This window comes from Alphaproteobacteria bacterium, assembly GCA_019635875.1.
In the GTDB taxonomy this organism is placed as follows: domain Bacteria; phylum Pseudomonadota; class Alphaproteobacteria; order Reyranellales; family Reyranellaceae; genus JAFAZJ01.
In genome coordinates, this window is sequence record JAHBYP010000001.1 from 959,906 (window position 1) to 985,944 (window position 26,039).

Annotated in this window: 27 protein-coding genes; 12 read left to right on the top strand and 15 right to left on the bottom strand. The window is 61.1% G+C overall.

Features of this window, described 5'->3' with window-relative positions; all coding sequences use genetic code 11:
- The first annotated feature begins 168 nt into the window (after positions 1-168).
- The gene (locus KF889_04810; protein MBX3498743.1) at positions 169-576 is read left to right on the top strand and encodes a hypothetical protein; all 408 of its coding nucleotides are present in this window, start codon (positions 169-171) and stop codon (positions 574-576) included.
- A gap of 47 nt (positions 577-623) precedes the next feature.
- Entirely contained in the window at positions 624-944 is a 321-nt protein-coding gene (locus KF889_04815; GenBank protein MBX3498744.1) for a hypothetical protein, read from the top strand.
- A 221-nt stretch (positions 945-1,165) separates the two neighbouring features.
- Here the strand turns inward: KF889_04815 and KF889_04820 are convergent, their stop codons facing one another.
- A complete protein-coding gene (locus tag KF889_04820; GenBank protein MBX3498745.1) occupies positions 1,166-1,444 on the bottom strand; it encodes a hypothetical protein in 279 nt (92 codons plus the stop codon).
- A 269-nt stretch (positions 1,445-1,713) separates the two neighbouring features.
- Here KF889_04820 and KF889_04825 point away from each other — a divergent pair, with 269 nt between their 5' ends.
- The 9 genes from KF889_04825 to KF889_04865 all read left to right on the top strand — a co-directional run bounded on the left by KF889_04825 (position 1,714) and on the right by KF889_04865 (position 12,663).
- Positions 1,714-2,475 (top strand): hypothetical protein, encoded by a 762-nt coding sequence (locus KF889_04825; protein ID MBX3498746.1) that lies wholly within the window; start codon positions 1,714-1,716, stop codon positions 2,473-2,475.
- 50 nt (positions 2,476-2,525) lie between these two features.
- Positions 2,526-3,251 carry a hypothetical protein gene (locus KF889_04830; protein ID MBX3498747.1) on the top strand — a complete coding sequence of 242 codons (726 nt, stop codon included), beginning with the start codon at positions 2,526-2,528 and terminating at the stop codon, positions 3,249-3,251.
- 1,204 nt (positions 3,252-4,455) lie between these two features.
- A complete protein-coding gene (locus tag KF889_04835; protein ID MBX3498748.1) occupies positions 4,456-4,683 on the top strand; it encodes a hypothetical protein in 228 nt (75 codons plus the stop codon).
- Between the two features lie 101 nt (positions 4,684-4,784).
- The gene (locus KF889_04840; protein ID MBX3498749.1) at positions 4,785-5,360 is read left to right on the top strand and encodes a hypothetical protein; all 576 of its coding nucleotides are present in this window, start codon (positions 4,785-4,787) and stop codon (positions 5,358-5,360) included.
- Positions 5,309-7,285 (top strand): hypothetical protein, encoded by a 1,977-nt coding sequence (locus KF889_04845; GenBank protein MBX3498750.1) that lies wholly within the window; start codon positions 5,309-5,311, stop codon positions 7,283-7,285. The genes KF889_04840 and KF889_04845 overlap by 52 nt, the downstream gene beginning before the upstream one ends.
- Positions 7,282-7,746 (top strand): hypothetical protein, encoded by a 465-nt coding sequence (locus tag KF889_04850; protein MBX3498751.1) that lies wholly within the window; start codon positions 7,282-7,284, stop codon positions 7,744-7,746. The genes KF889_04845 and KF889_04850 overlap by 4 nt, the downstream gene beginning before the upstream one ends.
- Before the next feature lie 63 nt (positions 7,747-7,809).
- Entirely contained in the window at positions 7,810-8,310 is a 501-nt protein-coding gene (locus KF889_04855) for a hypothetical protein (protein MBX3498752.1), read from the top strand.
- Position 8,311: 1 nt separating this feature from the next.
- Positions 8,312-10,909, top strand: a complete 2,598-nt coding sequence (locus KF889_04860) for a hypothetical protein (GenBank protein ID MBX3498753.1) — start codon at positions 8,312-8,314, stop codon at positions 10,907-10,909.
- The gene (locus tag KF889_04865) at positions 10,906-12,663 is read left to right on the top strand and encodes a hypothetical protein (GenBank protein ID MBX3498754.1); all 1,758 of its coding nucleotides are present in this window, start codon (positions 10,906-10,908) and stop codon (positions 12,661-12,663) included. The genes KF889_04860 and KF889_04865 overlap by 4 nt, the downstream gene beginning before the upstream one ends.
- On the opposite strand, the gene KF889_04870 is transcribed toward KF889_04865, so the two are convergent.
- From KF889_04870 to KF889_04935, 14 genes are all read right to left on the bottom strand, one after another.
- Positions 12,660-15,230: a hypothetical protein gene (locus KF889_04870; GenBank protein MBX3498755.1), complete on the bottom strand. Its 2,571-nt coding sequence runs from the start codon at positions 15,228-15,230 to the stop codon at positions 12,660-12,662. The two genes, KF889_04865 and KF889_04870, sit on opposite strands and share 4 nt — an antisense overlap.
- Positions 15,227-16,810, bottom strand: coding sequence for a hypothetical protein (locus KF889_04875; protein ID MBX3498756.1), 1,584 nt, complete (start codon positions 16,808-16,810; stop codon positions 15,227-15,229). The genes KF889_04870 and KF889_04875 overlap by 4 nt, the downstream gene beginning before the upstream one ends.
- Before the next feature lie 3 nt (positions 16,811-16,813).
- A complete protein-coding gene (locus tag KF889_04880) occupies positions 16,814-16,996 on the bottom strand; it encodes a hypothetical protein (protein MBX3498757.1) in 183 nt (60 codons plus the stop codon).
- 132 nt (positions 16,997-17,128) lie between these two features.
- Positions 17,129-17,563, bottom strand: coding sequence for a hypothetical protein (locus KF889_04885; GenBank protein ID MBX3498758.1), 435 nt, complete (start codon positions 17,561-17,563; stop codon positions 17,129-17,131).
- 43 nt (positions 17,564-17,606) lie between these two features.
- Positions 17,607-18,428: a hypothetical protein gene (locus KF889_04890; GenBank protein ID MBX3498759.1), complete on the bottom strand. Its 822-nt coding sequence runs from the start codon at positions 18,426-18,428 to the stop codon at positions 17,607-17,609.
- A 233-nt stretch (positions 18,429-18,661) separates the two neighbouring features.
- Complete coding sequence (locus KF889_04895; GenBank protein MBX3498760.1) at positions 18,662-19,543, bottom strand: hypothetical protein; 882 nt, start codon at positions 19,541-19,543, stop codon at positions 18,662-18,664.
- Positions 19,544-19,549: 6 nt separating this feature from the next.
- Complete coding sequence (locus KF889_04900) at positions 19,550-19,795, bottom strand: hypothetical protein (protein MBX3498761.1); 246 nt, start codon at positions 19,793-19,795, stop codon at positions 19,550-19,552.
- 83 nt (positions 19,796-19,878) lie between these two features.
- A complete protein-coding gene (locus KF889_04905; protein ID MBX3498762.1) occupies positions 19,879-20,457 on the bottom strand; it encodes a hypothetical protein in 579 nt (192 codons plus the stop codon).
- An 11-nt stretch (positions 20,458-20,468) separates the two neighbouring features.
- Positions 20,469-22,427 (bottom strand): tail fiber protein, encoded by a 1,959-nt coding sequence (locus tag KF889_04910; protein MBX3498763.1) that lies wholly within the window; start codon positions 22,425-22,427, stop codon positions 20,469-20,471.
- 78 nt (positions 22,428-22,505) lie between these two features.
- Complete coding sequence (locus tag KF889_04915) at positions 22,506-22,742, bottom strand: hypothetical protein (GenBank protein ID MBX3498764.1); 237 nt, start codon at positions 22,740-22,742, stop codon at positions 22,506-22,508.
- A complete protein-coding gene (locus KF889_04920; GenBank protein ID MBX3498765.1) occupies positions 22,739-22,897 on the bottom strand; it encodes a hypothetical protein in 159 nt (52 codons plus the stop codon). The genes KF889_04915 and KF889_04920 overlap by 4 nt, the downstream gene beginning before the upstream one ends.
- Positions 22,897-23,241: a hypothetical protein gene (locus KF889_04925; protein ID MBX3498766.1), complete on the bottom strand. Its 345-nt coding sequence runs from the start codon at positions 23,239-23,241 to the stop codon at positions 22,897-22,899. Before KF889_04925 ends, KF889_04920 begins: the two co-directional genes overlap by 1 nt.
- Before the next feature lie 35 nt (positions 23,242-23,276).
- Positions 23,277-24,833, bottom strand: coding sequence for a phage terminase large subunit (gene terL, locus KF889_04930; protein ID MBX3498767.1), 1,557 nt, complete (start codon positions 24,831-24,833; stop codon positions 23,277-23,279).
- Complete coding sequence (locus KF889_04935) at positions 24,833-25,228, bottom strand: hypothetical protein (protein ID MBX3498768.1); 396 nt, start codon at positions 25,226-25,228, stop codon at positions 24,833-24,835. The genes terL and KF889_04935 overlap by 1 nt, the downstream gene beginning before the upstream one ends.
- A 131-nt stretch (positions 25,229-25,359) precedes the next feature.
- On the opposite strand from KF889_04935, the gene KF889_04940 reads away from it, so the two are divergent.
- A complete protein-coding gene (locus tag KF889_04940; GenBank protein ID MBX3498769.1) occupies positions 25,360-25,905 on the top strand; it encodes a hypothetical protein in 546 nt (181 codons plus the stop codon).
- Positions 25,906-26,039 lie beyond the last annotated feature (134 nt).

Genomic DNA, 26,039 nt, shown 5'->3' on the forward strand with positions numbered 1-26,039 from the left:
GATCGTCCGGGATCAGCATCCGAGTGGTGGTGATGGACGTGGTCGTTCGGTCCGAACGACAAAAAAGCGCAGAAAATCCCGGATTCTGACAGGTACTCGATAAGTAAAAGAGAGGGATTCGCTTTCCAACTTCTGGAATCCCTCGAATAACTGAGTGAGGGAATCCAAATGAATCCAAATGAAAACCAGAAATCCGTCCACCCGGCGAAGCGACAGGCTCGGGAGGATCGATTCGTCGAACTAGCCACGGCCGTCCTGATGCTGATCGACGATAACGCCCACCAGCACGGACTGACCGGAGACGAAGTCGCCGCCCTGTTGGATCAACCCGTCGAGACGATCAGGCCGATCCTGAGCCGGTTGTATCGCGATCTCGGACTGGCACGTCGGACCGAGCACCAGCGCCGGACCACGCGGTTCCGCAAGATGGCCTCGACCTACATGGTGGCGCCGGGGCTGCTCCATAGGTTGATCTGGGCTCACGGCGATGAAGCACGGTGTCGGTTGATCATGAAGGTGGTCGTCGCCGCGATGGAACTTCATCGATGTGCGGGTTCGACCCGGATGGCCGCTTGATCCCGGCTCCGAGCCGGATCATTTAAACCAGATAGAGGAGCCCAATCATGAAGCTGATCAATCATCGCGCCTACCAGATCAACGATGTAGATGTCGACATTTACCAGATCGATCCAGACGGCGCCGCCTGTCTGATCAAAGACAGGAACGCCAAGATGGGCGGCGGTATCTTCCACGGCGAATCGATGTTCCATTGGTTCATGGCCGAGGATGGCGTCCTCACCGTCGAACGCGTCCGAGGCGAGGATTACCCCGAGAATATCGGCGAGATCGCTCAGTCGTGCGCCACGGCCATGGCCGGGTACATCGCCGAGGTTCATGGCGATCACACGGGCGAGATCGTGCCGGATCGACGATCCATGCACTGAGTTCTCGATCCGAAAGGGGGGACCCGTGGGTCCCCCCTTTTTGATTCCGCCGGCCGCGATCCCTCAGGGATGATGGACCATGAACGAGATCGCCTTGATCAGCGCGATCCCCACGACGATACCGATCAGCCACGACCACGACCATCGTCCTCGTGGCTGCGTCCGCGCGTCGTGATCGGCCAACAACTGCTTTCCGCTCGGTTTATCCATTGCAGCCTCCATCAGTGCAGCGTGGTCGATCCGACCACCGAGTAACCGAGATCGTCCAACCAACGCTGAACGATCTCGACACGAACCAGACCATCGGGCTCATCACCCCGGTTCGACCAGATCAACAAGCCGGATGTCGCCGGCCAGAACTGCCAACCGAACAGACGATCATCGATCCATAGCGCGCCGATCAAACATCCGGGCTGACTCTGATCGACCAGCCCGATCCGCACATCCATGGAACGACCATCGACCAAAGTGATGCTGACTTCATCGACTTCGACTTTCATCGCGATCCTCCGGGGGACGAGAGTGAGGAGACTCGGACGATGATCGAGTCCAGTCAATACGAGTTCACCCGTGTACGAATATTTGAATCAATCTTGCGCGGGACGAACTTGTATACGGCCGAACATTGTCGCCAAACGTATACGTTTCAGCCCAGTTGGGACCGGGCGGCTTCGATCAGATCGCGGAGTACTTAGGCCGACGCCTGCATTTGCCCGCACATGACGGCGAACGCCTGCACGGCTATGATCGATCAACCAAGGGGAGATCGATGAACGAGCCTCAGCTTCGCCCGTCGCTGAGATACCGGGTCCGGATGTTCGTGTGGACATGGACGCGGGAGAACATGCGATGGAGCGTACTCCGGAACATCGGAAACTCATCGCTGGCGAAGTCCGCGTTCCTAGTGCCGGTGTTGGGCTACTTCATCCTGTACAACACCGAAGTGGTGAACTGGCTCAATGAGCATTCGATGCTTGGCTCTGGAACCGGACGGGCAGGGTGGCGAATCCACTTCCTCTACTTTGGAGGATGCGCGTTCGCTCTGGGCTCGATCCTGTACGCGTGGCGATGTCCTGCGACGGTCAAGAAGTACAAGGACTCGACCGAGTACCGCGCCGGAGAGGAATCGGTGATGGCCGCTCACCCGGAAAAGGAACTCAAAGACCTGATCCCTATAGGCGGTCCTCGCGAACACCAGATCATGATGCGTCGACTGGCGTCCAACTTTGTCAGTGCGTACTCGAACCGCTCCGAATACGGCAGTGGGGGAAAGACCGCGCAGATGGCGGTCGAGTCTCGCGAGGAACTGCTACGGGTCCTTTACGCGTTCGACACCTTGGATACTAGCAATCGCCGAATCCGGCTCTTGGTGTTCGTCTGCTACACAGTGGGGACGATCCTGATTGCGACCCCCACGGTGTTCACGGTCGGACAGGTCGCGTGGCAGATCATCGAGGGACATCCATCGGAGACCCGCTCAGGACGCTCACAGACGAAGATTCCCCCACGTGCTTTGGGGTATAGACTTTAACGAACAAACCGCGCCAGCGACGATCCTAGGCGGACCGAGAGGGGGAGCGGATGGAATCTCTTGGTAAGGTGGTCGAGGGAGTCACCAAGGTGGGCGCTGTAGTGGCGACGATCTCGCTCGTGATGGCGTTCATTTATAATCTCGGATACTTCAACGCGGATTGGGCGTGGTTGGAGTACCTCACGCTGAGCGACCACATCAACACGGCGATCTTCTTCGTTCCGGTAATATGTGCTTCGTCAATCCCCAGTGCGCTTCTTTTGGTGTGGATCGTCCGCAGACGGCGGTCCCTCCAAATGATTGATGATCCCGATGACAGAGAATCAGCGACCCGCAAACTAACGCTTATGGCCGGGGCCATCGGGCTGGTTCTAGGCGTCGTGGTGGTGGTGGCGGTTCTGTTCATTTGGGAAGGCGAATCGATCTACTTGGTTGCCGTGTTCGCTATCCCCATGGGGGTGGCCTTGTGGGCGGCTATGGAGATGGACCGGCGAACGAGTTCATCCCAAACACGGGTGATCATTTGGGCTGTGGTTGCATTCGCGTCATTCGTCGGTGCATCGTTTGTCACGGGCCACGTCCATTCTCGGAACCCGCGTGTTCCAGTCGTTCGCATCGACACCCCCGTGGGCGTCGTCGAGGGCCGATTGATTCGGATGATCGACGCTGGTGTGATCCTCAGACAGAGTCCGACTCTGACCGTGCTCGTGCCCAAGGCAGAGATCAAAAAGCTGGTCAAGGATCAGTCGGCTCCACCAGTGTCGAATCGGCGATAGGACGCTCACCTGCGAGGGTTTTCTGAATCCCACTGGGGGTGGGTCTGTGAGCGGATCGTCCACCAGCACGTGCGAGAATCGTTCCTGTGAGGATGACCTACTGATCATTGAGATACTCAAACTGTGGGAGCTACTGTGTCTCATGACGGGGTCAGGTAAGACAGAGCGCGAGCCCGGCGGGGACCCGGCCCGACCCCCGGGGGAGGGCCAGCCAGACCCACCCATAATCCGCTACCGGGTACCCCCTCGACGCGGTCCGGTTGGGGGATTCCGGAGCGCTCGAATATGCGTGGGAACGTGGGGGATTCGCTCGGAACCTACTATCCGTGGTGCCCGCGCGTGGGATTCGGCGATTATGCGCGATCCAGTCGGACCGAGAAAAACCCAAGTCATTGATCAGACTCGCGAATAACCGAATCGATCCGAGAAACTCCATTATGGAAAAGGCTTGCCGTCGACTTCCACGAATACACGCGGTGAATCACGACGTGCGGTAGCTCGGGCTGGATCGAGCGGTCCGGATCGAGGCTGAGATCGACCCGGATCGGACCCGCACGCGACGCGGATCGCGGCTGAACGACATAACCCCACGAAGGGGATCAGATCGAGCGATCAGGATCAGATCGAGCGATCAGGATCGGATCGAAGGGGATCAGGATCGGATCGAAGGGGATCAGGATCAGATCGAAGGGGATCGATCAGGATTCGACAGGGATCGATCATCAACGGGGATGTTCATCGTTGATCGCGGTTCAACCGTGCGGAATCCGGGATCGTTCGTTCGAGCGGGATCGTGCATCGCTCACACCGGTCAATAGATGCGGCTGCCATTCCGGTCCGGATGGCGTGATCGAGTAGGCGAGATTCATCGTCCCCCGATCAGGGGTGATTGCGCGCGCTGATCGATGGGATTGCAGGTTCGTTCGGATGCATCTCGAACGTGCCGCTCATGGTGGCGGCTCGATTCTATTTAGCTGAGTTGGCTTTCGCCGGAATCGAACCGTTCCGTCGACCCGTTAAAACTGTGACTGATCTGCAACAGACATAGAAATGTACGTTCTTCCATTGCTGACAGTCTTGAATGGACTTTCAATCAGGACATGTTTAGGGATGGACCGCCGCACAGGTGATCGAGCGGGCGATGGCCGCGTTCAAGCCGGACGGGATGTTCGCGATGGGCGCGACCAAGCGGGAGGGCTGAGCGATGAAGCTGCGCGAGTGTGTGGCCGAGGCGGATCGGCTGGGATGGGAGTTGATCGAGCGGCATCAGGCGTCGACCGGATCGTTCTATCTGGAGTTCCGGTTCCGCGAGGGGTTCACCACGGAACGGTTCCGGGTGTCCGACCACGAAGCGGGTCACCGCGACGGTGGTGAGGTGCGCGTGAGCGGATTCGCGAACGTGCTCGATCATCTTCGATCCCGCACACGCTGATCGCGTCCATACTGACCGAACGATGGGGCCGCCAGCGAGCGGCCCTTTTCGTTCGAGCGCGGATAAATACCGGGACAATCAAGAACTCGGGTTTACCGCGCATGGCAACGCTCATCGATATCGTCACAGAGATTTCAGTCCGACTCGGACTCGAACCCGTTCAGTCGTTGGAAGAGGAAACGATTGAGGCTCAGGCGTTCGCGGTAGAGGTGCCGCTCGTGCTGGATCGGTGTCTCGCTCGCACCGCGTGGCCGTTCAACACGAAGACGCTCGAACTATCCCGGTTGGTGGGTACCCCGACGAATCCCCTCTACCAGTATCAGTTCGCGATCCCCTCGGATTTGGTGCGGTTCGATCAGATCGTGGATACCGCTGGTCGACTCATCTTGGGCGAGTCGTGGACCCGAGAGGGTGATGTGATCCTCGCGAAGCGGGATCGACTCCTACTCAGGTACGGGCGGCGGATCAGCAACGCGGAGTTCGCGCTCGCTCCGGTCCCGTTCCAACATTACTTCGCGACATCACTGGCGTATGCGGTGGCGCCAAAGCTGAGCGCCGCGACCACGGACGTACAGCGCGCCTATGGAGAGATTCAGGTCGCCTATCAGGCCGCGTTGGTGGACGCGTGCCGGTCGATCTCGCCCACGCCGTTGTTCGGGCCGGGATCGTGGCGATGACGAAGTTCCGTCTGACTCAGCATGCGTTCTCCGGCGGGGTGATCTCGAACGAACTCGCGTTCCGGTCGGATCAGAAGCTGTATGGGCTGGCGGTCAAGCGGGCGGACAACTTCATCTGTACCGGACAGGGACCCGCGTTGACTCGACCGGGATTCCAGTTCCGCGCGGCTGAGCCGGGCTTGGCGATGTGCGTGTTCCGGATCGGGCTGGATCAGATTTACCTGATGGTGTTCCGCGATGGGCTGATGAACGTGTACCGCGATGGAGTGGTGGTCGCGAGCGATGTCGTCGTGCCATGGACGGCCGCTCAGTTGCCGATGGTGCGGTTCGCGCAGAACTCGACTTGGCTGGTCGGGTTCCACGAGGATGTGTTCCCTCAGAGGATCGTGCGGGGTGACGATGACGCGACATGGTCGGTCGGGAACTTCCCCATTACTGTGTACCCGTACAATCGATTCCCCGGTCATGATGCGATCACGATGTCCGCCTCCGCCACGACTGGATCGGTCACGTTGACCACCACCGGGGATGTGTTCTCCGCCGATAACGTCACCTATTCGACTGTGTTCTGGTTGCAAGAGGGGTACGTGCAGATCACGGCGGTCGCCTCGGCTACGTCCGCCACGGGGACCGTGTTGAAGACGTTGGGGTCGACCGATCCGGACGCATTTCGGGAGCAAGCGTGGTCACCGATCCGAGGTTATCCGATCTGCGGGGTGTTCTTCCAAGAGCGATTGGTGATTGGTGGATCGCGTGATCTTCCCGGCTCGATCTGGGGATCGACCATCGGCAAGCCGTGGGACTTCGACGACGTTCAGGATGAGACCGGCTTGGATGGTGGACCGAACCCGGCCGCTGATGATTCGTTCCACTTCGATCTGTCGGATGGATCGGCGAACCGGTTCGTCGACATCGTCGGCGGTGAAAAGGTCTCGCTGTTCATGTCCGATGGGGAGTGGTTGCAGTTGGAGGCGGCGATGTCGGGTGCGCCTGACATCTCGGTCCAGTTCACCCCGATCACCGCATATGGGTCACTGGATAACGGGATCAGGGCGATCAACGCGGACGGGACTGCGATGTTCGTGGATCGCCGTGGGACTCTGAGGGCGTTCGACTACATGGTGGATCGTGAGGGGTACGATTCGACATCGCTGATGGCAATCGCTCCGGAGATCATCACCGATCCGACCGCGACCGCCTACTTGCAGAGGTTCGAGAACAACTCGGTCGTGGTGGTGCTCAATGGGGATGGGACGTTCTCCGCGTTGATCTTCGACAAGTCGACGGGGGTTCGGGCGTGGTGCCGGATCGAACTCGCCGAAGGATGCTCGTGCGTGGACGTGTGCACGGTGGGGGATGACCTGTACGCGTTGATCGACTTCGATGAGGGTCGATATCTGGCGAAACTTGTCGCGGGTTCATACTTGTTGGACCTGCACTCGACCGCCACGGACACCGCGAAAGCCACATGGACGGGGTTCACGAGGTTCGCGGATCAGACCGTCACCGTGGTCGGGGACGGGTTCACGTTCAGCGATGTCGAGGTGGACGAGACGGGCGCGTTCACGCTGAGCCGGGCGGTCGCGACCGTGGTGGTCGGACTCCCGTACGTGTGCGAGTTGGAGACGCTACCCCCGCCGCTCGTCATCGATGGTCAGTCCAAGCGGGGCGAGCGGACCCGTAAGGTCGATCTCGATCTGTCCCTCACCGAGACTCGTTCGATCCACGTGGATGGGCGACGCGTTCCGTTGCGGCAGTTGGGTTCGAGCCTGTTGGATGTACCGCCGCAGCCGTTCACCGGGATCAAGCGGGTCCTTCTGAATGGGGTCGCGGCGGAACCCACGCTCACCATCTCGGTCCGCGATCCGTATCCCGCCACGATCAACGGGATCACGGTCGGACTCGATACGAGCACGGCGCGATGAAGCTACCGCGCGGGGTGAAGATCACCGAACCGAACCGGCAAGCGCTCGGGTACATCTTTGATCGGCTGCGACCGGATGATCTCGACGAGTACCAGCGGATGAACCCGGACACGTACGGGAGGGATCACTTCATCGATGCGTGGTTGAAGCTGACCGAGGCGTTCATCGTGCGCGTCCATGGTCGACCCGCCTTGGTGTTCGGGATGAACGTTCTCCCCCACGTGGTCTATCTGGTCGCGCAGGGGACCGAGGTGGTCGATCAGTACGGGATCGCGATGACCCGTGCCGCGCGGGGATATCTCGGGTGGATTCGGTCCGAGTATCCGTTGCATCGAATCCACATCGCCCCGTCCGTCACGCACACGGGGATACGTCGCTGGCTTGAACGGTTGGGATGCGTGGACACCCAAGTTCGACTGAGGCGGGGCCGGGGCGAACTCGCCCTGATGGAAGCCCGCTAAATACCAGCAAGAATCAACCCGAACGGGGATCAATCAAGAATGTGCGAACCTGCAAGTATCGCGATGGCCGTGGGCGCGTTGGCAATGTCCGTGATGTCGGGCATCCAACAGAAGAACATGGCGGACGCTCAGGCCAAACAGTACACGAACGCGGCGATCAACGCCGACACTGAGACGGCGATCCGCGAATCCGAGCGGGAGCAACTCGCGGCACGTCAACGCGGTCAGGTCAAAGCGATGATGGCCGGGTCCGGGGCGGGGATGAACTCGAACAGCTTCGTCGACGCGCTCGGGTTCATGGACGCTGGTGAGGCGACGGACCTGTATAATATTCGATTCGCCGGGGACAATCGTAGCAGCGCCCTAGAGGCGAGCGCGGCGAACGCGAGATGGGCCGGATCGAACGCGCTATGGGGGAGCGTCATCGGTGGTGGACTTCGGGCCGCCTCGATCTTCGGCGGAGGTGCGTTCGGCGGAGGGGCGGGCGGCAAGATCGGGAACGCGATTGGATCGTCCGGTGGTGGATTGAGTCTGGGTCTGACCCGGTTCGGGGAGACCCTCTAAGATGGCGAAGATCACCATACCGGGCGCGGTCGTTCCGTTCCAAGCCGGCACCACGAGCGTTTACATCCCTCCCGCGAACACCGCGCTTCTCGATAAGGGTGCGGACAAGCTGTTCGCGATGGCGGAGGAACGCGAGGAACAGGCCGGACTTGCGGAGGGTCGCGAGGCACAGTCCCGCGCGGGTTCCGATCCGCAGTCGACGGGAATCCTCGGACGGTTGACCGCGCGTGGTCGAGGCTTCGATCAGGGCGCGACCGAGGAACTCGCCGGGATCAAGATGAACGATCTTCTCGACAAGACCCGGAAGCTACAGGACCAGTTCGCCGCAGACCCACAGGGGTTCAACGAGGCGTTCGTCCAGATGCGTAGGGAGTGGATCGAGGGAGTCTTACCGCACCAGCGGCAAGGTCTGTTGCGGCTCGCCGATGGGATGCAACAACGTGGGAACTCCGCGATCCAGACCGGGCTTGCCCGTGCGGATGCGGAGCGGCACGTCACGTCGCTGATCGACTCGGTCGAGAAAGCGACGGACGCCATCTATACCGACACGATCTCGAACCGCGATCCCGCCGCCACTTCGCTCCGGGTGCAAACCACGCTTGAAATGATCGAGCGCGCACAGGCGAATGGCCGTATTACACCAATGCAGGCGCGGACCATGGCGGGCAACGTCAACATGATCCGGCGCCGGGCTGATGCGATCCGCGCGTTCGAGGCGAACCCGTCACAGGCGTTGATCGACTCGATTGAGAAAGGCACCGGCCAGTTCGCGGGCGGGAACTACACGGTCGAGGAACGCGAAGGCTTGGGCCGGTACCTCACGGGTCGACTGGCGCGGCGTCAGGCTGCGGCGGCGTCGGCTGCGGCGATTGGTGCGGCTGCGCTGCGGCGACGACTCGACGACAACGAGCGCTCGATTGAACGGACCGGTCAACCCATCGAAGGGATGTCCGAGGCGGAAGTCCGGAAGGCACTCGCGAAGGACCCCGCGCTTGCGGACGAATGGGTCGAGCGGTTCCGTCAGGCTGGAATCTCGTTCGACTTCAACCGGAAAATCCAAGGCGCAAGCCCGGCCGAAGTCGACGCGATGCTAGCGGCGAGCCAACCCCGTGAGGGATCGCCCACGTACGCGCTCGAACAGAAAGCGCATGACGCCCGGGTGAAGGCCGCGCGTGATCGCGCCACCACTATCGAGAATGACGGTGCCGGCTACGCGTTGAGGACGAACCCGACGTTGCGGACCGACATGATCAGCCCCGACGATCAGACCCGGTTCAACGCGTTCGACGCGTTGCTGACGCGTCAACGTGCCATCGGTGTACCCCTGATGAAACAGTCCGTGGTCACGAACGAACAGGCCGAACGCCACCAGTCCAACCTAAACGGATTGTTCGCGCGCGATCCGGCTGCGGCGGCCGAGTATCTCGGTGAGTTGAAGCGGTTCTATGGACCCCATTTCGATTCCGTGATGGGTCGGCTCGGTCAGGGAAAGGACAAGATCAACCCGTCCGTTCAGATCGTCGCCGACCTGAACGGGCCGAACGATCTGCAAGCCCGAACCGATCTGATCCGCGCGTTCCAATCCGACAACGAGGAACTCGTGAAGGCCGCGAACATGCGCGAGGCGAACGCCGCGACGACTGTCGTGAAGGCGTTGACCAGCAACATGCGCGATTGGCAAGAGACGATGATCGCCGCGAACCGGTCCAGTATCTACGGCGATAGCAAGGTCAAGGCGATGAACGAGGCGGTTCGTCGATACGCACTGTTCCTAGTGGGTCACCGTGGCCTGAGCCCGAGCGATGCCGCCGACAAGGCAACCGCCGATCTGGTTGGCCGGTACGAGTACATCCGGGATTCCGGGTTCTCCGTGCGGGTGCCGAAGAACCTTGGTGTGACCACCGGTCAGGTCGAGAAAGCCGCGCAGTTCGCGATGGATCAGTTCGACCCGAAGACGATGCGACCGACACCACCGGCCAGCGTCGGCGAAACCCTCACTCAGGAACAGCGCGACAAGGTCACGTTGTACGAGATGCGGGAGAAAGGATCGTGGGTCACCATGCATGATCAGTCCGGAATCTATCGGGTCATGCCGAACGGGCGGGCGTTCCTGATCAACCGAGATGGTCGAGAGACCGCGCTGGTGGTGAGGTTCGCCGACGTGCCCGGATTGGCTGCCGCTCATGATCGTGCGCGTGACGCGAAGGGACACCCGACGTTCGAGCCGTCCATCGTGGATGTGCCGCGAACCGATCCCCGTGTGGACCGGGTGACCAACGTCGAACGGTGGCAGCAATCGTTCGACCGTAAGGTCGAGACCCCACGCAACGAACCCGCCACCGGACCGGACAACCTCAACCCGGATCGTTGGAGCGATGCGTATCCGAGACCCGAACCCAAGCCGGCCGCACCCGTACCGGCTGGTTCGACTTCGCGTGAGCGGTACGAGGCGATCAAGGAACGGGATGATCGGGCGATGCGCTTGCGCGACATCAACACGGACGCGTTCGAGCCGAGCGTGATCCCGTCGCGGCAGTCGACCGGCCAGCACATCAGGGATCGTGAGGAACGCAAGGCACGGGAGAAGAACAAGCGATGAGCGGTTCCGATCTCGAATCCCTTGGCATCTTCAACGATCCCCGGATGGATGTCCGGGGCGTCGATCAATACGAGTCCTCCACGGGGGAGGTTCTCGGTGCGGTGTGGGACGACACCATCGATACCAATCCGGTGAACTATCTCGACCGCATGGCGCGCCGTTGGACCGGGAACTCGCCCACGCTGTTCGGGTTCGAGAATCCGTTCTTCGCGGATTCCGAACTGTTGTCGGCGGAGGAAGCGAACAAGCGATATGGGATCACCGTGGATGGTCGACGGTTGCTCGGCTGGGATTCGGGAACGACCGTGCGGGAGCGCGAGGCGAAGGAACTCCGCGCGCTGAAAGAGATCGAACTTCAACGTGAGTCGATCATCCGCCGTGGCCGTGGCGGTGTGGTGCAGACCGGGGCGAAGTTCTTCACCGGGTTGGGCGCATCGATGCTCGATCCGCTGAACCTGTTGATGGGCACGTTCCCATTTGTACGCGAAATCCGTGGTGCGACCATCCTAGGACGTGCCGCATGGCGCGCCGGGATCGGTGCGGCGGAAGGTGCGGTTGGAACGGCGATGCTAGAGCCGATCATCGCGGCCGGATCGACGGCGGAGCAACGCGAGTACACGTGGGCGACGGCGCTCGAAAACGTCCTGTACGGATCGGTGTTCGGATCGGTCGCGCATCCCGCGTTGGGTGGTGCGATGGACGCGTACCGCCGGATGCGCGGTGCCCCGGTGGAACTGCAACAGATCGCCTCGATCACCGAGAACGCCCCGGGCCAGACGCAAGCGGCGATGATGCGGGTCGGGATGATCGACACCCTAGAGGGGCGACCGGTCCGGGTGGAACTCCCGCTGATCGAACACCTCTTGGATTCCAGCATCGTCCGATCCCCGGCGGAACACGCGCAACGGCAGTTCGAGGCGATCACCCGGGGGATCGATGAGATCACCACCGCGCGGACCCGGATCGGTCAGACCCGGGACCAGCTTGTCGCCGCTCGTGCTGAACTCGACCGGCTTCGCGCGACCGGGGCGGACCCTGTTGCGATTCGTGCGGTCGAGGATCGCATCGATACGTTGATGGACGACGCGGGGTGGAACGAGAAAGCGCTTCGCGACATGGGGATCGATCCGAACTCGACGGTCGATCCGCCTCCGGTCGAGGCGATCCGGAAACAGGTGCAGGCACAGGCCGCGCTCGATACGGCGAGCCGTGCCGTACAGGAACAGACCGAGGCGCTCGCCACGTTGAGGGCGACCGAAGGGGTGGACCCCGCGCGGATCAGCGAAGCGGAATCCCGCCTGACCGAGGCGAAGCGGATCGAGACCGAACGGCAGGCCGAACTCGAACGGGCCGGCGCGGATATCCCCGCGATGATCCGCCGGGAAGCGGACGCGTTGACCGAGGCGAAGAACGAGTTCCTCGCCCGGGTGGATCGCTATCTGGAGGAACGCACGAACCCGGTGAACCGGATCAGCGCGGATGATGCGCGGCTGGTCGAACGTGCCGATCTCGAATACCAGCGGGCACGCGGCGCGGCGGAGGCGGAGCGTCAGCCCGGCGGAAAGACGCAACAGTCCATGCTGGAAGCCGAGGTTGCGGACCTTCGTAAGCGGATCGCCGACATGGACGCCGTTGGTGAACTCGGACCGCAGTTCCGCGATGAGATCGATCAACTCAACGCGGCGGCCGCACAGATCGAGCGGGCCAACTTGGAAGCGACCGCGCTCGAAAAGATGTACGCGTGCATGCGTTAACGGAAATCGATGAGCCGTTCCTGTCGGAAGTCGCGCATCATCTTCTGTTCGACCCGACCGACGAAGCCGGGGCTTGCGGCTTCCATCATGCGATGGACAACCAATCCTTCCCAGATCGCGCGCGCCCAAAACACGTTGATCAACGGGATGTGCCCGTTCACGAGTCGGATCGTCTCTGAGGCGAGGTTGTTCTTGCCCGTGCCGGTCGCGGCGGCGACCGCGTGCTGAGCGACACCAACCCCCTGAACGATGCTCGATGCGAGCGGGCCGGCGAGCACACCGATCTGAGGTTGACCCCCCTTCATCATGTCCTGAGTGATGATGTCGCCGATCAGCGACAGACCGCCGCCCTTGGCGAGCGCTTCCATCATGTTCGACGCGGCGGCTTCGCGGTCGTGCCAATCGCGCATCGACTTGTTCGCGAAGAAATCTTTCACGCTCATGCTGACCAGCCCGGCGAACGTGGTCGAGGCGAGGATTCCGAGGATTCCATCAACCGAGGCGGACTCGCCCCGGTAGAGTTCCCGCCTCATATGTGTGGACCCCATCATCCATGCGAACGACTTGAACTGCATGATCGACTTGACGATCTCGTATCCGGGATCGCCGGGACGACCGCCGCCCGCGCCACCGCTGGTGATGTATTTGATGTAAACGTTCGGGTCGGTCATCGATGCGCTGGCCTCGACGATGTTGAAGCCTCGGATGATCGAGTCGACGTTGTCGCGGAATCGGCGAACCTCATGCTCGGTCGCGTCGGGCTTGTTCATCACCGTACGGACCGCCGCGTCGTCAAGGTTATCGAGCGCATCCGCGACCACGAAGTGGCGTCCCTGATCGTCGACGAAGGTGTTCGCCCGGGCGATATCCCAAACGGTTTCGTCGAAGTCGTGGCGGAGCATGGTGGTGCGTAGCTTCTCGGGGAGATCGGCGAACTTCACATCGCGTCGATACCCGAGGTTCGCGGCGATCTCTATGTTCGACGCTTCCAGCATGACCCGCGTGATGTAGCGCTGGCCGTTGAGGATCGTCATCAACCCGGCCAGCTTTTGCGTGAACCCGGGAATGAGACTCTCTCCATCGGTGGCGCGGAGCGGGGCGTTCATCAGACTGATATGCACGTCCGCGCTCACCCCGAAGTGGTTCATGAACGCGAGTTGATCGGCTCGATTCCCGCCGGGAATCCAATCCGTGGCGAGTTTCCAAAAACTCTTTCCGACGGTCTCCCAATAGTTGATCCCGTGCCACTGTAGCGCACGGGCACGCATGAACGGATCGGTGACGGACGAGAGAATACCTCCGGTGAGTTTCGACGCGGTGATCCAACCGCGCGCGACCGTCATGATCCGCGACGCGGTGATGTTCGACGGGTTGCTGGCGGTGCCGTCGAGGATGTCCATGTACCGGCCGAACTTGCGTTCCGCATCGTCGAGACGCTTCGCCTCATCCGTGTCGCCGCGTTCGCGAATCCGATTGCGTGCGCGGTCGATATCCGCTTTCAGTCCGGCGCGTGGGTTCGGACCGTACTTGTCCATCAGTCCGGCATTCCGCCCGGTCGATCTCAGTAGGTTCGCCATCGCATCGTGGATGCCGCCCATCCCGTACTTCTCGTTAAACTCGAACCACGCGTCCGCGTTCTTGAACTCGATCAGCCGATCATGGCTGAGCGACTTCGCGAGGTTCGCGCTCCCACCCTCGAACGCCGACATCAGATCGGATTCGGTCCGGTGCCCGTGGTCGCCGGATTCCAGTCGGTACTTGAGGTGTCGAACGAACTCTGTGCGTTCCTTCGGGTCGGAACCGATCCCGTAGTTGTCGAACGTCTTCTCGCCGACCGACTCGTAAAAGTCCCGCTCGAACTGTTCAAAGCTGGCTTTCCTGATTTTGCGCTGATTGTAGGACTGTCGGGTGATGTAGCCGGGGAGGTGATCGATCACCGCACCCAACTGGTTCAACCGGACCCGCGCGAGTTCAGTCACGGTCACGTAAACCCGGGCGAGCCGCTCCGCCTCACGGTTCCCCGTGGGCGGTTGTCTGGTGTCGCCGTTCTGACGGGCCATCTCGCGCACGACATCACGACGGAAGTCTTTCGAGTGGAACCGCCAAAGCGTGACCGGGTTCATCGTGGTGAACCCGGCTTCGGCCATCGCGTGATAGAACGGGGTGAGTAGCTTGTTCGTCTCGACTTCGATCCGGGTTTCTGCGGATCGGCCGAACCCTTCGTTGTCGCCGCGTCCGGCTTTGCGTTCGATGTTGATCAGGTCGGACTCAATCGAGAGCGTCTCATTCCCAACGTGTCGGTTCTGAGCGGTCCATCGTTCCTTCGCTTTCTCTAGCTGCAAGGCTTTCTGTTTCCATTGCTCGAACGCGGCGCGCTTCTCCGCGCGGACCATATCGTTGATCACGTCCAGCAACGTCTCGGGTTCGGACAGAATCTTCGACATCCGCATCCGCTCACGAACGCGGTCCGCGACTTTCTTCGCGAGCGCTTCGATCTCCATCGGATGCAGCGCATCACCTACGGCTTGGGCGATTCCCGCGCGACAACGATCACCGAGTTCGCTCATTCAATCGGTTCCTCACCACCCATGGCGGCGCCGAACATGCTCATGATGTCAGGGCCGACATTCGCGGCAGCCTTTCCGGCTTCCGCCGCCATCTCGGTATTCCCCTGTCCGTTCGCGATAGCCATACCCCCGGCGACGGCGGTCCCCATCTGCATCGCTTTGAGTTCCGCCTCGACCTGTGCGGCCGGCTTCAACAGATGCGGCGGGACGATCTGTTCCCACAGGAACCGGTTCGTCGCCGGTACGTCGAGAATCTGCATCGCCTCGCGTCCGCCAAGCTGTTTCATCATGGCGACCCCCTCATAGGTTTCGCGGAATCGCTGCATCTGGTGGACCCGCGTGGTGAGTGCGCGGATGTTCAAGAGGACCGGCGATTCCGGACCCAACGGGAAATCCGGCATTCGGCCGGACGCCTGCAACGCCATCACCACCGAGCGGATCAACGGTTCGAGTAGTTCCTTTTCGAGTCGCCGTGCGGCACCACCGATCCGGTCGAACCACTGTGCCGAACGCAAGTCGACTTCTCCCTTCGTCATCCGATCCGATCCGGGAAGAACGTCGACCATCAGCCCTTGGCGGACCTTGGTCTGTTGCATCACGATCATCTCGGTTCCGAGCCGGACATCCGCGCCGGTCGGGATCATGTCGAGTTTCGAGTTCGGGTCCATGTAGTGGACCATGTCGGGCTGAATCCGCATGTTGCGGAGTTCAGGATCGTTCGAGGTGTACGAGGGTCGCGCCTGACGTTCACCCGCCGCCATCGTGTCGCGGACCATCTGGATCAACGTGTTGATGTCACCGAGGCACGAACGGACCGGGCTGTCCCCGTAGGGCTGGCCGCTCACCCGGTAGAACCGGAAGACGATGAACGGACGGTACGCGCATTGCTTCGTATGGAGCCGCTCGAATCCCTTCGCGGTCCACACCGAGAACTCCCAACGCTTACCGGATGGCGTCATCGCCTCGACCAGATCGACCGATTCGTCCGGGGTCTTCTCGTTCAACTCGACGATCCACGAGGGGCACTCGTCCGCGTACTTCTCGACCACCTTCCGCGCGGGCAACCGGTACTCGCGGAACACCGTATCGATGTAGCTCGATCCATCGTCGAGGAAGTAGAGACCCGAGATGTTCAACGCGGTGAAGTAGAGTCCATCGTCTTCGATCTCGATCCCGATGGCGCCGACGCCACAGATGATCGAATCGGTGACGGATTCCTCGACCACCGAATAGAAACCGGAGTCGAGTAGCTCCGCATAGAACACCCCTTCGGACTGAGCGAGTACGTATTCGAGTTCGCCGGTCGCGCCGTACTCCCGAGCGAGCGGGACAATGTCGAACTCACACCAACGGCGGTCCATCGGTACCAAGTATTTCGTGACCGTGCTGGCAAGCTGTTGCACCCCTACGGTCGCGGTCGAATCGTTCGTGTCGCGGCGATCCCGCACGATCCCGTTCGGGCACCATCCCTGTGGGATCGTCACCTCGTAACACTTGGCGATCTCGGTCTCGAATGGTTGGCGACGCGACTTCGCCACGGCCAGCCGAGATCGCGCCTGTTCGGCGGTCAACTCGGACATGCGTTAGAACGCCCCGAGTTTGAACGGTCCGGTTTTCAGATCGGCGAACGGATCGACCGGGGCGTCCAGCGATCCCGCACCAATCGCGGAAAGCCGGGCATTGTTGCGGGCCTTTCGGCCGGACTCGCGACGTTCCGCCATGACCTGTTCGGTCGGCTTCGCGGCGGGCACATCAGGGGCGGACATGAAACACATCTTTTTGGTTGCTCCGGTTGGGAGGTTTGTTGGTTCCGAGTATTTATCTGCGAGGGCTGAACGCAGATCGCCCCGCGCGTTGGAACGGCGGGGCGACTGGAATCAGATCAGGCCGGGATCGGCTTAGGCGGCGGTCCGCTTGAACAACACCGTAACGCGGACCGAACCGGTCCACGCGCCGGAACCGACAGCGGTGATGTCGACGGTACCGTCAGCGGAGAAGACATAGCCGCGACCCTTCGCGAGCGAAGTCACGTCGGTCAGGGCGTTCAGGCTGGCGCGGGTCGCCGACGTGGACGTGGTGGTCAGGATGAACGCGTCGTCATCGGTGATGGTACCCCCGAGGGAGTAGCCGACCGAGTACGAGGTGTTCGCACCAAGCGCGTCCGCATCAACGATCACGTCAACGATCTCGTCACCCTTGCTCATCGCGATCATCGCGCGGGACTCGGTGGTCGCCGGAGAACCAGCGCATTCGATTGCCTTCGTCCGGGACAGGATCATCGAATCGAAACGGGTCGCGGTGCCCGAAGAAACGTCAGAAGTTACAGTTGCCATTGTGAGTGTTCCTCATCTTGTTAGTGTTGGGGATCGAGCCGGATTAGAGGCTCGACACCGTGTTGACCTGTACGCCAGCGGGATCGATGACCGTCGCGCCGCAAACCATGGTGGACGCGAACAGATGCATCAGCTTCTGCGGGACGTAGTTGGATTCCGTCTTCACGTCCTGAGCGATACCCAGTCCGAGCGCGTTCTCATGAATGACGAACGTCTTGTGGACGGTGGATTCCTGAAAGGACAATCCGTTCAGAACGGTCGAGACAACGATGTCCATCCCGAACAGTCCGAGGATGTCACCGGTCATGATCGCGCCGGACTTGACGTAGTCACCGCTGGTTATCTGGGCAAGCTGGATCAGCTTTCCCCAAACCTTCGGGGTGACAACCCAAGTGATCTTTCCCGCGCCGAGATCGGCGGTCTTCATCGCGACACCAACGGCGGCGACGTACGCCATATCGAGCGCGGCGGAGGCGACACCGGTCGAGGCGCCAGCGTTGGCGGCTTCGATGATCCGGCGGTCGATCTTGCGGTTCAGTTCGTTCGCGATCTGGCGCGAGTTGACCTTGTCCCATCCGGAGACGTTCGACTGAGCCTGATCCAGCGTGTGAAGCCAGCGATGGGCCACAGTCGGAATCATCGTCGCGGTCTTGAACGAGAACGCGTCGGGGTCGAGGGCCAGATCAGCGCCACGGACGTACGTGTCCTCACTGGACGCGGAGGTGGCGAACGGGAAGTTGATGGTTTCAGCGCCGATGTTGGTCATTTCCAACACACGGCCACGCAACTTGGACTGGTCCTGTTCCTGAGCGGTGGTGACGAAGTCCGAGAACTTAGTCGCGAATACGGGATCGAGAGACGACATGGAGGTTTTCCCCCTCTTGTTGATTGGTTTGATTGATTCGACCGTCCGATCTGCCGCGAGGTGTTGTCCGGCTTTGCGTGTCCGGGTCCGCTTGCGGGGATTGTCCGGCTCACGCCACGGGCACAGGGCGATGTGTGACGTTCTGAAATCTATTTAGGGCGGACGCGGATTCCCGTGACACGAACGAAAACCCCCGCACGGTGGCGGGGGTCGTTGGTTGGAGTTCGATCCGGTTACTTCTGGGATTCCAGCTTGTGTTGCTGGCGGATGAGATCGTCGAGTTCCGCCCGCATCCGCTTGCCTTCGCTGGTCTGCGAATCCCGGGCGGGGTGATTGAGGATCGCCTTTTTCTTCGCGATGATCTCGTCGAGTGATCCCGCACCACCCGGCGCGGCGTCGGTCCGCTCGAACTTCGCTCCGCCCTGCGAGTCCATCATCATATCGATCAGCAATCGACCGTTCGCGATGGGGAGAAGACGCTTCGCCACGTCGGCGGGTAGCTTGGCGATGGCCCATCGATTCTGAGCGGCGATCCGGGTTTCCGCTTTATCCCCGTATTTCTCGACCAGCTTGGCGGTTTCCGCTTCATCGTCCACGGGGGTCCCGTACTGGCTGACGATGGCGTTCAACTGTTCGCCGTACTTGTCAGTCAGACGGTCGACGGTCTTCTGAGGGAGGCGTTCCTCTTTGAAGATGGTCCGCCATGCGTCGCGCTGTTCGTCGTTCTGCCACGCCAGTCCATGCCGGGTGAACACCTCATCGTTGTCCACGTATTCATCCGGAGCGGCCGGCGCATCCTTCATCTGGGTTTCGAGTTCCCGCATCCGCTTTTCGGATTCCGCGTACGCCTTGCTCAGATCGTCGACGGTCTTGAACTTCCTCGGTAGTTTCGACGTGTCCGACGCATCCTCGATCTCGACGCCCGAATCAGCATCGTCGGATTCCGTCGAGATGTTCTCGTCCATCTTCAACGATAGCTTCGGCCGCTTCGTCTCGGTGGTCGCGTCCGGCTTCACCTCGACCTTGGTCTGATCCGTCTGAGTTTGATCCGTCTGTTCGGTCTGGGTTGCGGCGGTTGATTCCGCCGTCTGTTGGTTATTGGCGTTCTGTTCCATCTGTTCTTAGCCTCTGTTGATCTGGTTGGTTCGGGTTCCCTTGATCGCGAACTCAACTCGATTGCGAATCCTCAGCACCTCGTTCAGCCGTGCGGCGATGGCGACGGCGAGGTGCGGATCAGGATGGGTCAGATCGAGCGCGGGAAGGATCGCGGATCGTGCGAGATCGTTCAGGACTCGCCGTCCGTGCGGGGTGTTGAAAGTGGCGGCGTAGTCTTCATCGCTGGCCGGTTCCGGTCGCGTGATCGACATGGATGGTTCCCATCCGGGTTCTGTGCTCATGCTCGTCTGATCTCGTCTAATCTGGTCTGTCCTTATTTAGCGAACAGAGAGAATCAGAACGTCGCGGCGAGCCTAAAGAGATCGTCCAACTGTTCGGTGGTCTGACCGATGGCCGCAGCCATCCCGACGATGAGCGGATCAGACCGTTCAAAGATCGCCGCACGCGCCCACAGACGTTGGGTGAGCGAATCCGCCTGAGCGACCGCAGCGTCCACCGTATCGAGCAAGTCGACCTGATCGAGAGCGCGGATGAGTTGGCCGGCGCTCACACTCGCGGGAACCGGGATGGGACCCTCGATCCACTCACCATTGTCGAACACATGATTCGCGGATGGCGGTTCGATCAGGGTGAGATGGTCGGGGAGTTCACCGACCTGAGCGATCACCACGGGCTGTCGGGTGGCCGTGTCGAACGCGACCACGCCGCGCAGATCGGCGACCACCGACCATTCACCATCCGCGAACCGGACGGTCTCGTTCTCACCCGGAACCGGGGGAACCACCGTGGTTGATCGAGCCGGGATCATCCAGACAGTCTCGCCAAGTTCGAGATCACGCGGGGATGCGACCGCCGTGGTGATCTCGGTCAGAACTCCATCCGGGTCGTAATGGTAGAGGTTGGGTGCGCTCATGTTGGTTCTCGTTAGTATTTGATGATCGGCAGGTACGTGCGGTTGACCGGGCGAGCCTCGGAACCGCCTTCGCTGGTGGTGTCGCCCATCGTTGATCCGGCATTGACGTTGTTACCGCCGACACCACCCGCCAGCGTCGCGGCCGAATAGCCGTACTGGTGGAAGTGCGAGAGGTTCTGTGACGCCTGATACACGCCAACGGCGCGTCCCGACGCGGGCGCGCCACGGGCGAACAGGTCGCGATCATCGGGGAGGTTGAACGTCGTCGATCCGTCACCGAGTCCGAACAGGCTCCGGGTGTACGTGTGCGTACCCGACTGTGATCCGGACGTGTTGATCGCGGTCCCTGCGGCATAGTTCACCTCGGAAGTCGCCAGTCGGAACGTGTTCGCATCCACGTAAATCACGAAGTATTCGTTACCAGCGGTGAGTCCGGTCGGTAGTGCTCCGGTGGTGGTGAGACGAAGTCGCTCACCCCCGTTGAATCCGTGCGCTGTACTGGTGACCACTCCGGGCGACGCAATCGTGATCGTGAACGTGACCCCCGTGAATCCCGGCTGTGTAACGAATAGGTCGAACAGATCGGCGTAGGTCGTGCGGGAGATCGCCGATCCATCCCGAACGAGATAGCCGGTCGGTGCGGTCAGACCGGGCCACCAGAACATCGAACCCACGAGGATCGCGTCCAGCGTGGTGGCGGGGTCCTTCCACGTTCCATCGCCGCACCAGAACGTCGAAGCGGTCGCACTCGTGCCGGAGTTGAGACGGCCCACAGGAATGTTGCCGCTCGAATCACTCAGGGTGTTCGCGCCCACGGTGATGGTCGATCCCGAGACGGTCAGGGATGAAGTCGTGAGCGGGGCGTTCGCGGAATCATCGGCGAGCCGAACGATCAGTCCGGTTCCGGATCGCTGGATCGATGGGAACGAACTGGTTGAACCACCGAACTGGAGCCGGTTGAAATCGGTTCCCGCGTTGTCGTTGATCTGGAACACGCCATCGGCGTTCGCCGCGATCCATCCCCGATTCGAGAACAGGAACACGCCCTCAGCGTCCGCGTAGAACTCCTCCGCAAACAACGGCGCATTCGCGGAGTTGTCGGCGAGTTTCACCCCGAGCATATGGGTGAACCGGTTCAGGGCGGGATAGCTCGCCGTGGTTCCGCCAAACTGGAGCAGGCTGAAATCCGTACCGGCCGCGTTGGACAGGCGAACGGCTCCATCACTGGGGCTGGTCATGATCGAGCGCGATCCGAACCCAATCGAGTCGGACGAACCCGCCACGAGATCACCCCCGGTGATCGTTCCGGTGGTGGTGAGCGTGCCCGATCCGAGATCGATGGCGGAGGGCAGAGAGATGGTTGGGTTGCCGCTCGCCCCGTCACCGTTCGTCACGGTGATCTGATTGGTTGTACCAGTCAGGGTTCGTGCGGCTGCGGTCCCCGAGCCGGTGCGGGCGATCAGCCCGTTCGAGCCGATGTCGTTGATCGCGGTCAAGATCGGGGTCACGTCGGGGTTCGAGTAGAGGACCGCGTCGCCGTCCGCGTCGAATCCGATCAGCTTCGCGGCCCGGTCCGTGGCGTCCTCGCCCAGCGTCAGCACGGCGGAACCACCAATCGCGGACGGGTTGAACTCGACCATGTGATCGAGCCGGTTCATCGCCTGTCCAACTAGGATGTAGAGGCGATCCAGATCGGCGTTGATATCGGTATGATGGAACGGTCCAACCGCCTGATAGTCGATCAGCCGATCCGCTTCCATGTTGCGGAGCGCAATGACGATTTCCGCATCGTTGGCCGGCGCCGACACGAACGTCAGTTCGTCATCCGCCACGGTGTAATCGGTGGTGATCGTCTTCTCGACCTGATCGACGTACACGGCCAGATCGCCGCTATCCTCGAACGGGAACGTGATCGTGAAAACTGTTTGGACCCCGTTCCCGGAGTACGTGTTCTTGGGCGTTACGGCCATGTTTGGATGCGTCCATGTTTGAATGACGCATCTATTTATCGAGCGGCGATCAGCCTCGCGGCCGGGGCGTTTTCGTTTTCAGATTCTCACGCGGATCGTGAGCGGGGCGTCTGGTTGGATTCGTTGGGTGCCATCATCGGCGAACGCCGGTTGGATCAGTTTGATGACCTTCATACACGAGGGACAGTCCACCTCGACATCGATCAGACCGATCAGGTCGAGGGTGAAGACGATCAGCAACCATGCGACCACACCCGCCAGCATGATCGAGCGGATGTTGGTGATGATGAACTGGACACGCTCCCACATGCTCATCGGGTGTAGACGCTCAAATCGGACAGGAACGCGTTATGCGCGCGATCCGCCTTCATCTTGTCGACCACGAACAACGTGGTGAGTCCGATCATGCTGACGAACAGCACTATCGCGAGGATCGACGCGGCACCGTCGAGAGCGCGGCGGGCGGTCATCAGATCAGACCCCACACGAGGATCGATCCCACGCTCAGGAACGCCCCGAGGCCGGTCGCGAGTGCGGTCCAGAGTGATCCCCGGGCGATCCCGCGATGGCCCATGAGGGCGGCTTGCTTCCCGACGTAACTGGAGAATCCAGATACGAGCGCAAAGAGTAGGGCGATGATCGTCCCGTACGTGGTGAACGTGGCGAGGAACGGGGCGGCGATCACCACGGCGAGGATCAGCGCGTATCCACCGAGAATCACCCCGGCCTGAGTCACGGCGACGGTCAGGTCATCGCGGTTCGCGGGGCCGATCACCTCGACCAACGGAATGTAAAGTTCTTCTCTCTCAGACATGCGGACACCTCAACTTGAATGTGTCCGTATTTAGCTCACCACATCGAACTTCGGGGGGCGTCGAACTGGCTCGTGTACGAGCGGGCCGGGCTGGTGATCGGTCCCCGGTTCCACCCGAGCCGTTCGAGGTTCGAGCCGGCCCGTGCGCCCAACGGGCGGAGCCGGGCGATAGCGAGGGCGGCGGAATCGAGATGATCGTCGAGATCACGTCGGTTCTTCACGCACGCGGGGAAGTTCGCGGCCTGATCGAGGAAGGCTTGCGGGATCGACTTGTGAACGTGGAACCGACGCGACGCGATCAGATGAGCGAGGGCGAGTTCGATTCGCATCGCCTTATCCTTCACCGTATGTTCGGGGATCGCCTGAACCGCGTATCCCTTAGAGACCGCATAGTTTTTGAAATCGGTGTGAAGCTGGCGGAACACGTTCGTCTCAATCGTGATCCGACCGAGGCGGAACTGTTTCATCAGATCGAGAACGACGGCGAACTGAGGGACGAATCCGTCCTTATCGACGGCGGGTAACTTGACCTGACGGTGAAGGTGAACGTTGTCTTTCGCGTCCCGCAGCACCAGCGAAACGACCGAGTCGTCCTTTCCGCTGAATCCTTCGCTCGGGTCCCATGCGATTTCGATATCCGTGATCTGAGCGTCACCGAGTTTGTAGACGCGTTGGGCGAATGCGCCGATCTCAGCGTGGGTGAGTTCGGTCTCGTACTCGACGATCTGCGACAGTGCCATCCCCTGAGTGGTCATGTTCGCGGGGATCAGCATGTATTGGGATTCAAAGTACGCCTGTCCGGACTCTTTGATGATCGAGGCGATCTCATCGTCATCGTACCGGTCCGGCCATGCGTAAACGCGAGCCTCGTTCTCGTCCTCGGTGTAGACCGGGACGAGATGGCGTTCGACTTCGGGGTCCGCCAAGAGCGGCGTGTACATGCTCTTTTGAACGCTCGTGTGCGGGGTCCCGACGAACAGTCTCATCCGCGAGATCGCGCGAAGTTCGCGGAGGCAATCCCTTAGCTTCTGTTGATCCTTCGGGGTCGCCACCGATTGGGGGACTTCGAGATCGTCCGCGACGACCAGCTTGGCGTGGTTCCCGGTGATCTTGCCGTCGAGGCTGAGCGCCATCACCGAATATTCGTTCGGACCACCATCACGGTTCACGTTGAACTTCGTGGTCTGCCACGTGTTGCCGCGTTCGCCCTGTGGCACGAGGTACGCACATCGGGGGTGCGTCTCAATGCACGTCCGGATGAAGTGGGCGTTCTTCTCCGCCAGCGAATGGACCGAACTGATCGTGATCGCGGTGAAGTAGGGATCACGGTACAGGCGCCACGCGATATAGATGCAAACGATGTACGATTTCGACGCCTCGCGGAACGCCTGCAACAGTCGCCGTGGACACGTCTGAGTGTCTTCCAACCAGACGCAGATCAGTTCGTGGAACTCCGGAGTGGGGAGAATCTCGTCCGGCTGGTTCCGTCGCTGAATCTCTTGGTATTCGAGAAAGAACTCACGGAACCCGATCATCGTCGCCGGATCGGGCGGGGGCGGGATCGGCTTTTTCTTGCTCTTGGCGACCGCCATCAGTCGTCATCCTCGACCGGGCGCGACTTCATCCGTTCCAGCTTCGCGCGGAGTTCCGCGTCCCGCGCGGCGGTCGCCTCGGGATCGGGCGCGGTGATCTGGATCACCGGGGCGGGTTCCGGATCGGGATCGGGTTCGTTCGGCGCGGGGACGGTTCGATCTGCGGTGAGATCGAGGATCGCCTGAATCTCGCGGATCACCTCGGTCCGGCGACGCGACCGGGCTTGCCCGATGTATTCGCGCTGACTGTGGGCTTTGAGAATCTGTTCCGCCGCGTTCCTATCCGTGGGGTTGATCCGGGGAATCTCCGGGAGCGGATCGGTGCGGAGTTGATCGAGTTCCACCAAGCCGAGATCGAACGCCCGATCCAGCACCGGGCGGAGCCGTTCGAGCATTCGCGGATCATGGCGGACGTGGAGGTACGAGGCACGGGACATGCCGATATTTATCGGCCCGCGAGAATCGCCCGGTTTGAACAGGGTTTCCGCGACGGTCCGCTAAGTATGGGATGATGATCGATGTACGAATGAACGTGTCCGACCGTGATCTCAGACGGAACCGTGAACCCGAAGGTCTAATCTGTGTGGGCGGGTTCATGCATGGCGAACGTATCCGCGACGTGCCCGTGCGGGACTGGCGGTCGGAACGGGACTACGCGAGGGATTGTCTGCGGCAGACCTACCGGGTGTGGCTGCCGGAACCCGGGTTGACGTTCAGCCCGACCGATCCGGTCGAGATCGAGGCGACCATCCAGACGATCACGTACGAGATTCGCGACGTGTTCGGGCTCACCTATCTGGAGGGACCCGACTGTGTGTTGTCCCGGATGTTGCCGGTCTTCGCCCGTGAACCCGCGATGAACGAGTTCATCCACGCGCGATGGTTCGAGCGGGACCGGACCGCGCTGATCGAACGCGATCTCGCCCACCTCCGGTACGTGTTCGCCCAGACCATCACCTACACGATGGGATTCCCGATCCATCTGGACGATGAGTTCCGCATCCACGCGCGGGAGGCTCGGGATCAGTTCATCCTGTTCGATGATCCCCGGTTTGGAGATTTCGCCGGGTAGGTTCGTGTACGATCCGTCTACAATCGGTGTACAGAAATGTGGTCGATCTCGTATACGAGAGGTTCAAAAAGTCCTTATTTTACGGGCTCTTTTTGAAGACACGGCGAATCAAAATCCGCTGCCTTACCACTTGG

Excerpts from the sequence above, each read along its gene's own strand:
- KF889_04915 (MBX3498764.1), bottom strand. The coding sequence starts at position 22,742 with ATGAGCATGTGGGAGCGTGTCCAGTTCATCATCACCAACATCCGCTCG.
- KF889_04920 (MBX3498765.1), bottom strand. The coding sequence starts at position 22,897 with ATGACCGCCCGCCGCGCTCTCGACGGTGCCGCGTCGATCCTCGCGATA.
- KF889_04820 (MBX3498745.1), bottom strand. The coding sequence starts at position 1,444 with ATGAAAGTCGAAGTCGATGAAGTCAGCATCACTTTGGTCGATGGTCGT.
- KF889_04900 (MBX3498761.1), bottom strand. The coding sequence starts at position 19,795 with ATGTCGATCACGCGACCGGAACCGGCCAGCGATGAAGACTACGCCGCC.
- KF889_04810 (MBX3498743.1), top strand. The coding sequence starts at position 169 with ATGAATCCAAATGAAAACCAGAAATCCGTCCACCCGGCGAAGCGACAG.
- KF889_04895 (MBX3498760.1), bottom strand. The coding sequence starts at position 19,543 with ATGGAACAGAACGCCAATAACCAACAGACGGCGGAATCAACCGCCGCA.
- KF889_04885 (MBX3498758.1), bottom strand. The coding sequence starts at position 17,563 with ATGGCAACTGTAACTTCTGACGTTTCTTCGGGCACCGCGACCCGTTTC.
- KF889_04860 (MBX3498753.1), top strand. The coding sequence starts at position 8,312 with ATGGCGAAGATCACCATACCGGGCGCGGTCGTTCCGTTCCAAGCCGGC.
- KF889_04870 (MBX3498755.1), bottom strand. The coding sequence starts at position 15,230 with ATGAGCGAACTCGGTGATCGTTGTCGCGCGGGAATCGCCCAAGCCGTA.
- KF889_04835 (MBX3498748.1), top strand. The coding sequence starts at position 4,456 with ATGAAGCTGCGCGAGTGTGTGGCCGAGGCGGATCGGCTGGGATGGGAG.
- KF889_04815 (MBX3498744.1), top strand. The coding sequence starts at position 624 with ATGAAGCTGATCAATCATCGCGCCTACCAGATCAACGATGTAGATGTC.
- KF889_04890 (MBX3498759.1), bottom strand. The coding sequence starts at position 18,428 with ATGTCGTCTCTCGATCCCGTATTCGCGACTAAGTTCTCGGACTTCGTC.
- KF889_04865 (MBX3498754.1), top strand. The coding sequence starts at position 10,906 with ATGAGCGGTTCCGATCTCGAATCCCTTGGCATCTTCAACGATCCCCGG.
- terL (MBX3498767.1), bottom strand. The coding sequence starts at position 24,833 with ATGGCGGTCGCCAAGAGCAAGAAAAAGCCGATCCCGCCCCCGCCCGAT.
- KF889_04830 (MBX3498747.1), top strand. The coding sequence starts at position 2,526 with ATGGAATCTCTTGGTAAGGTGGTCGAGGGAGTCACCAAGGTGGGCGCT.
- KF889_04840 (MBX3498749.1), top strand. The coding sequence starts at position 4,785 with ATGGCAACGCTCATCGATATCGTCACAGAGATTTCAGTCCGACTCGGA.
- KF889_04850 (MBX3498751.1), top strand. The coding sequence starts at position 7,282 with ATGAAGCTACCGCGCGGGGTGAAGATCACCGAACCGAACCGGCAAGCG.
- KF889_04925 (MBX3498766.1), bottom strand. The coding sequence starts at position 23,241 with ATGTCTGAGAGAGAAGAACTTTACATTCCGTTGGTCGAGGTGATCGGC.
- KF889_04825 (MBX3498746.1), top strand. The coding sequence starts at position 1,714 with ATGAACGAGCCTCAGCTTCGCCCGTCGCTGAGATACCGGGTCCGGATG.
- KF889_04905 (MBX3498762.1), bottom strand. The coding sequence starts at position 20,457 with ATGAGCGCACCCAACCTCTACCATTACGACCCGGATGGAGTTCTGACC.
- KF889_04855 (MBX3498752.1), top strand. The coding sequence starts at position 7,810 with ATGGCCGTGGGCGCGTTGGCAATGTCCGTGATGTCGGGCATCCAACAG.
- KF889_04940 (MBX3498769.1), top strand. The coding sequence starts at position 25,360 with ATGAACGTGTCCGACCGTGATCTCAGACGGAACCGTGAACCCGAAGGT.
- KF889_04910 (MBX3498763.1), bottom strand. The coding sequence starts at position 22,427 with ATGGCCGTAACGCCCAAGAACACGTACTCCGGGAACGGGGTCCAAACA.
- KF889_04880 (MBX3498757.1), bottom strand. The coding sequence starts at position 16,996 with ATGTCCGCCCCTGATGTGCCCGCCGCGAAGCCGACCGAACAGGTCATG.
- KF889_04875 (MBX3498756.1), bottom strand. The coding sequence starts at position 16,810 with ATGTCCGAGTTGACCGCCGAACAGGCGCGATCTCGGCTGGCCGTGGCG.
- KF889_04935 (MBX3498768.1), bottom strand. The coding sequence starts at position 25,228 with ATGCTCGAACGGCTCCGCCCGGTGCTGGATCGGGCGTTCGATCTCGGC.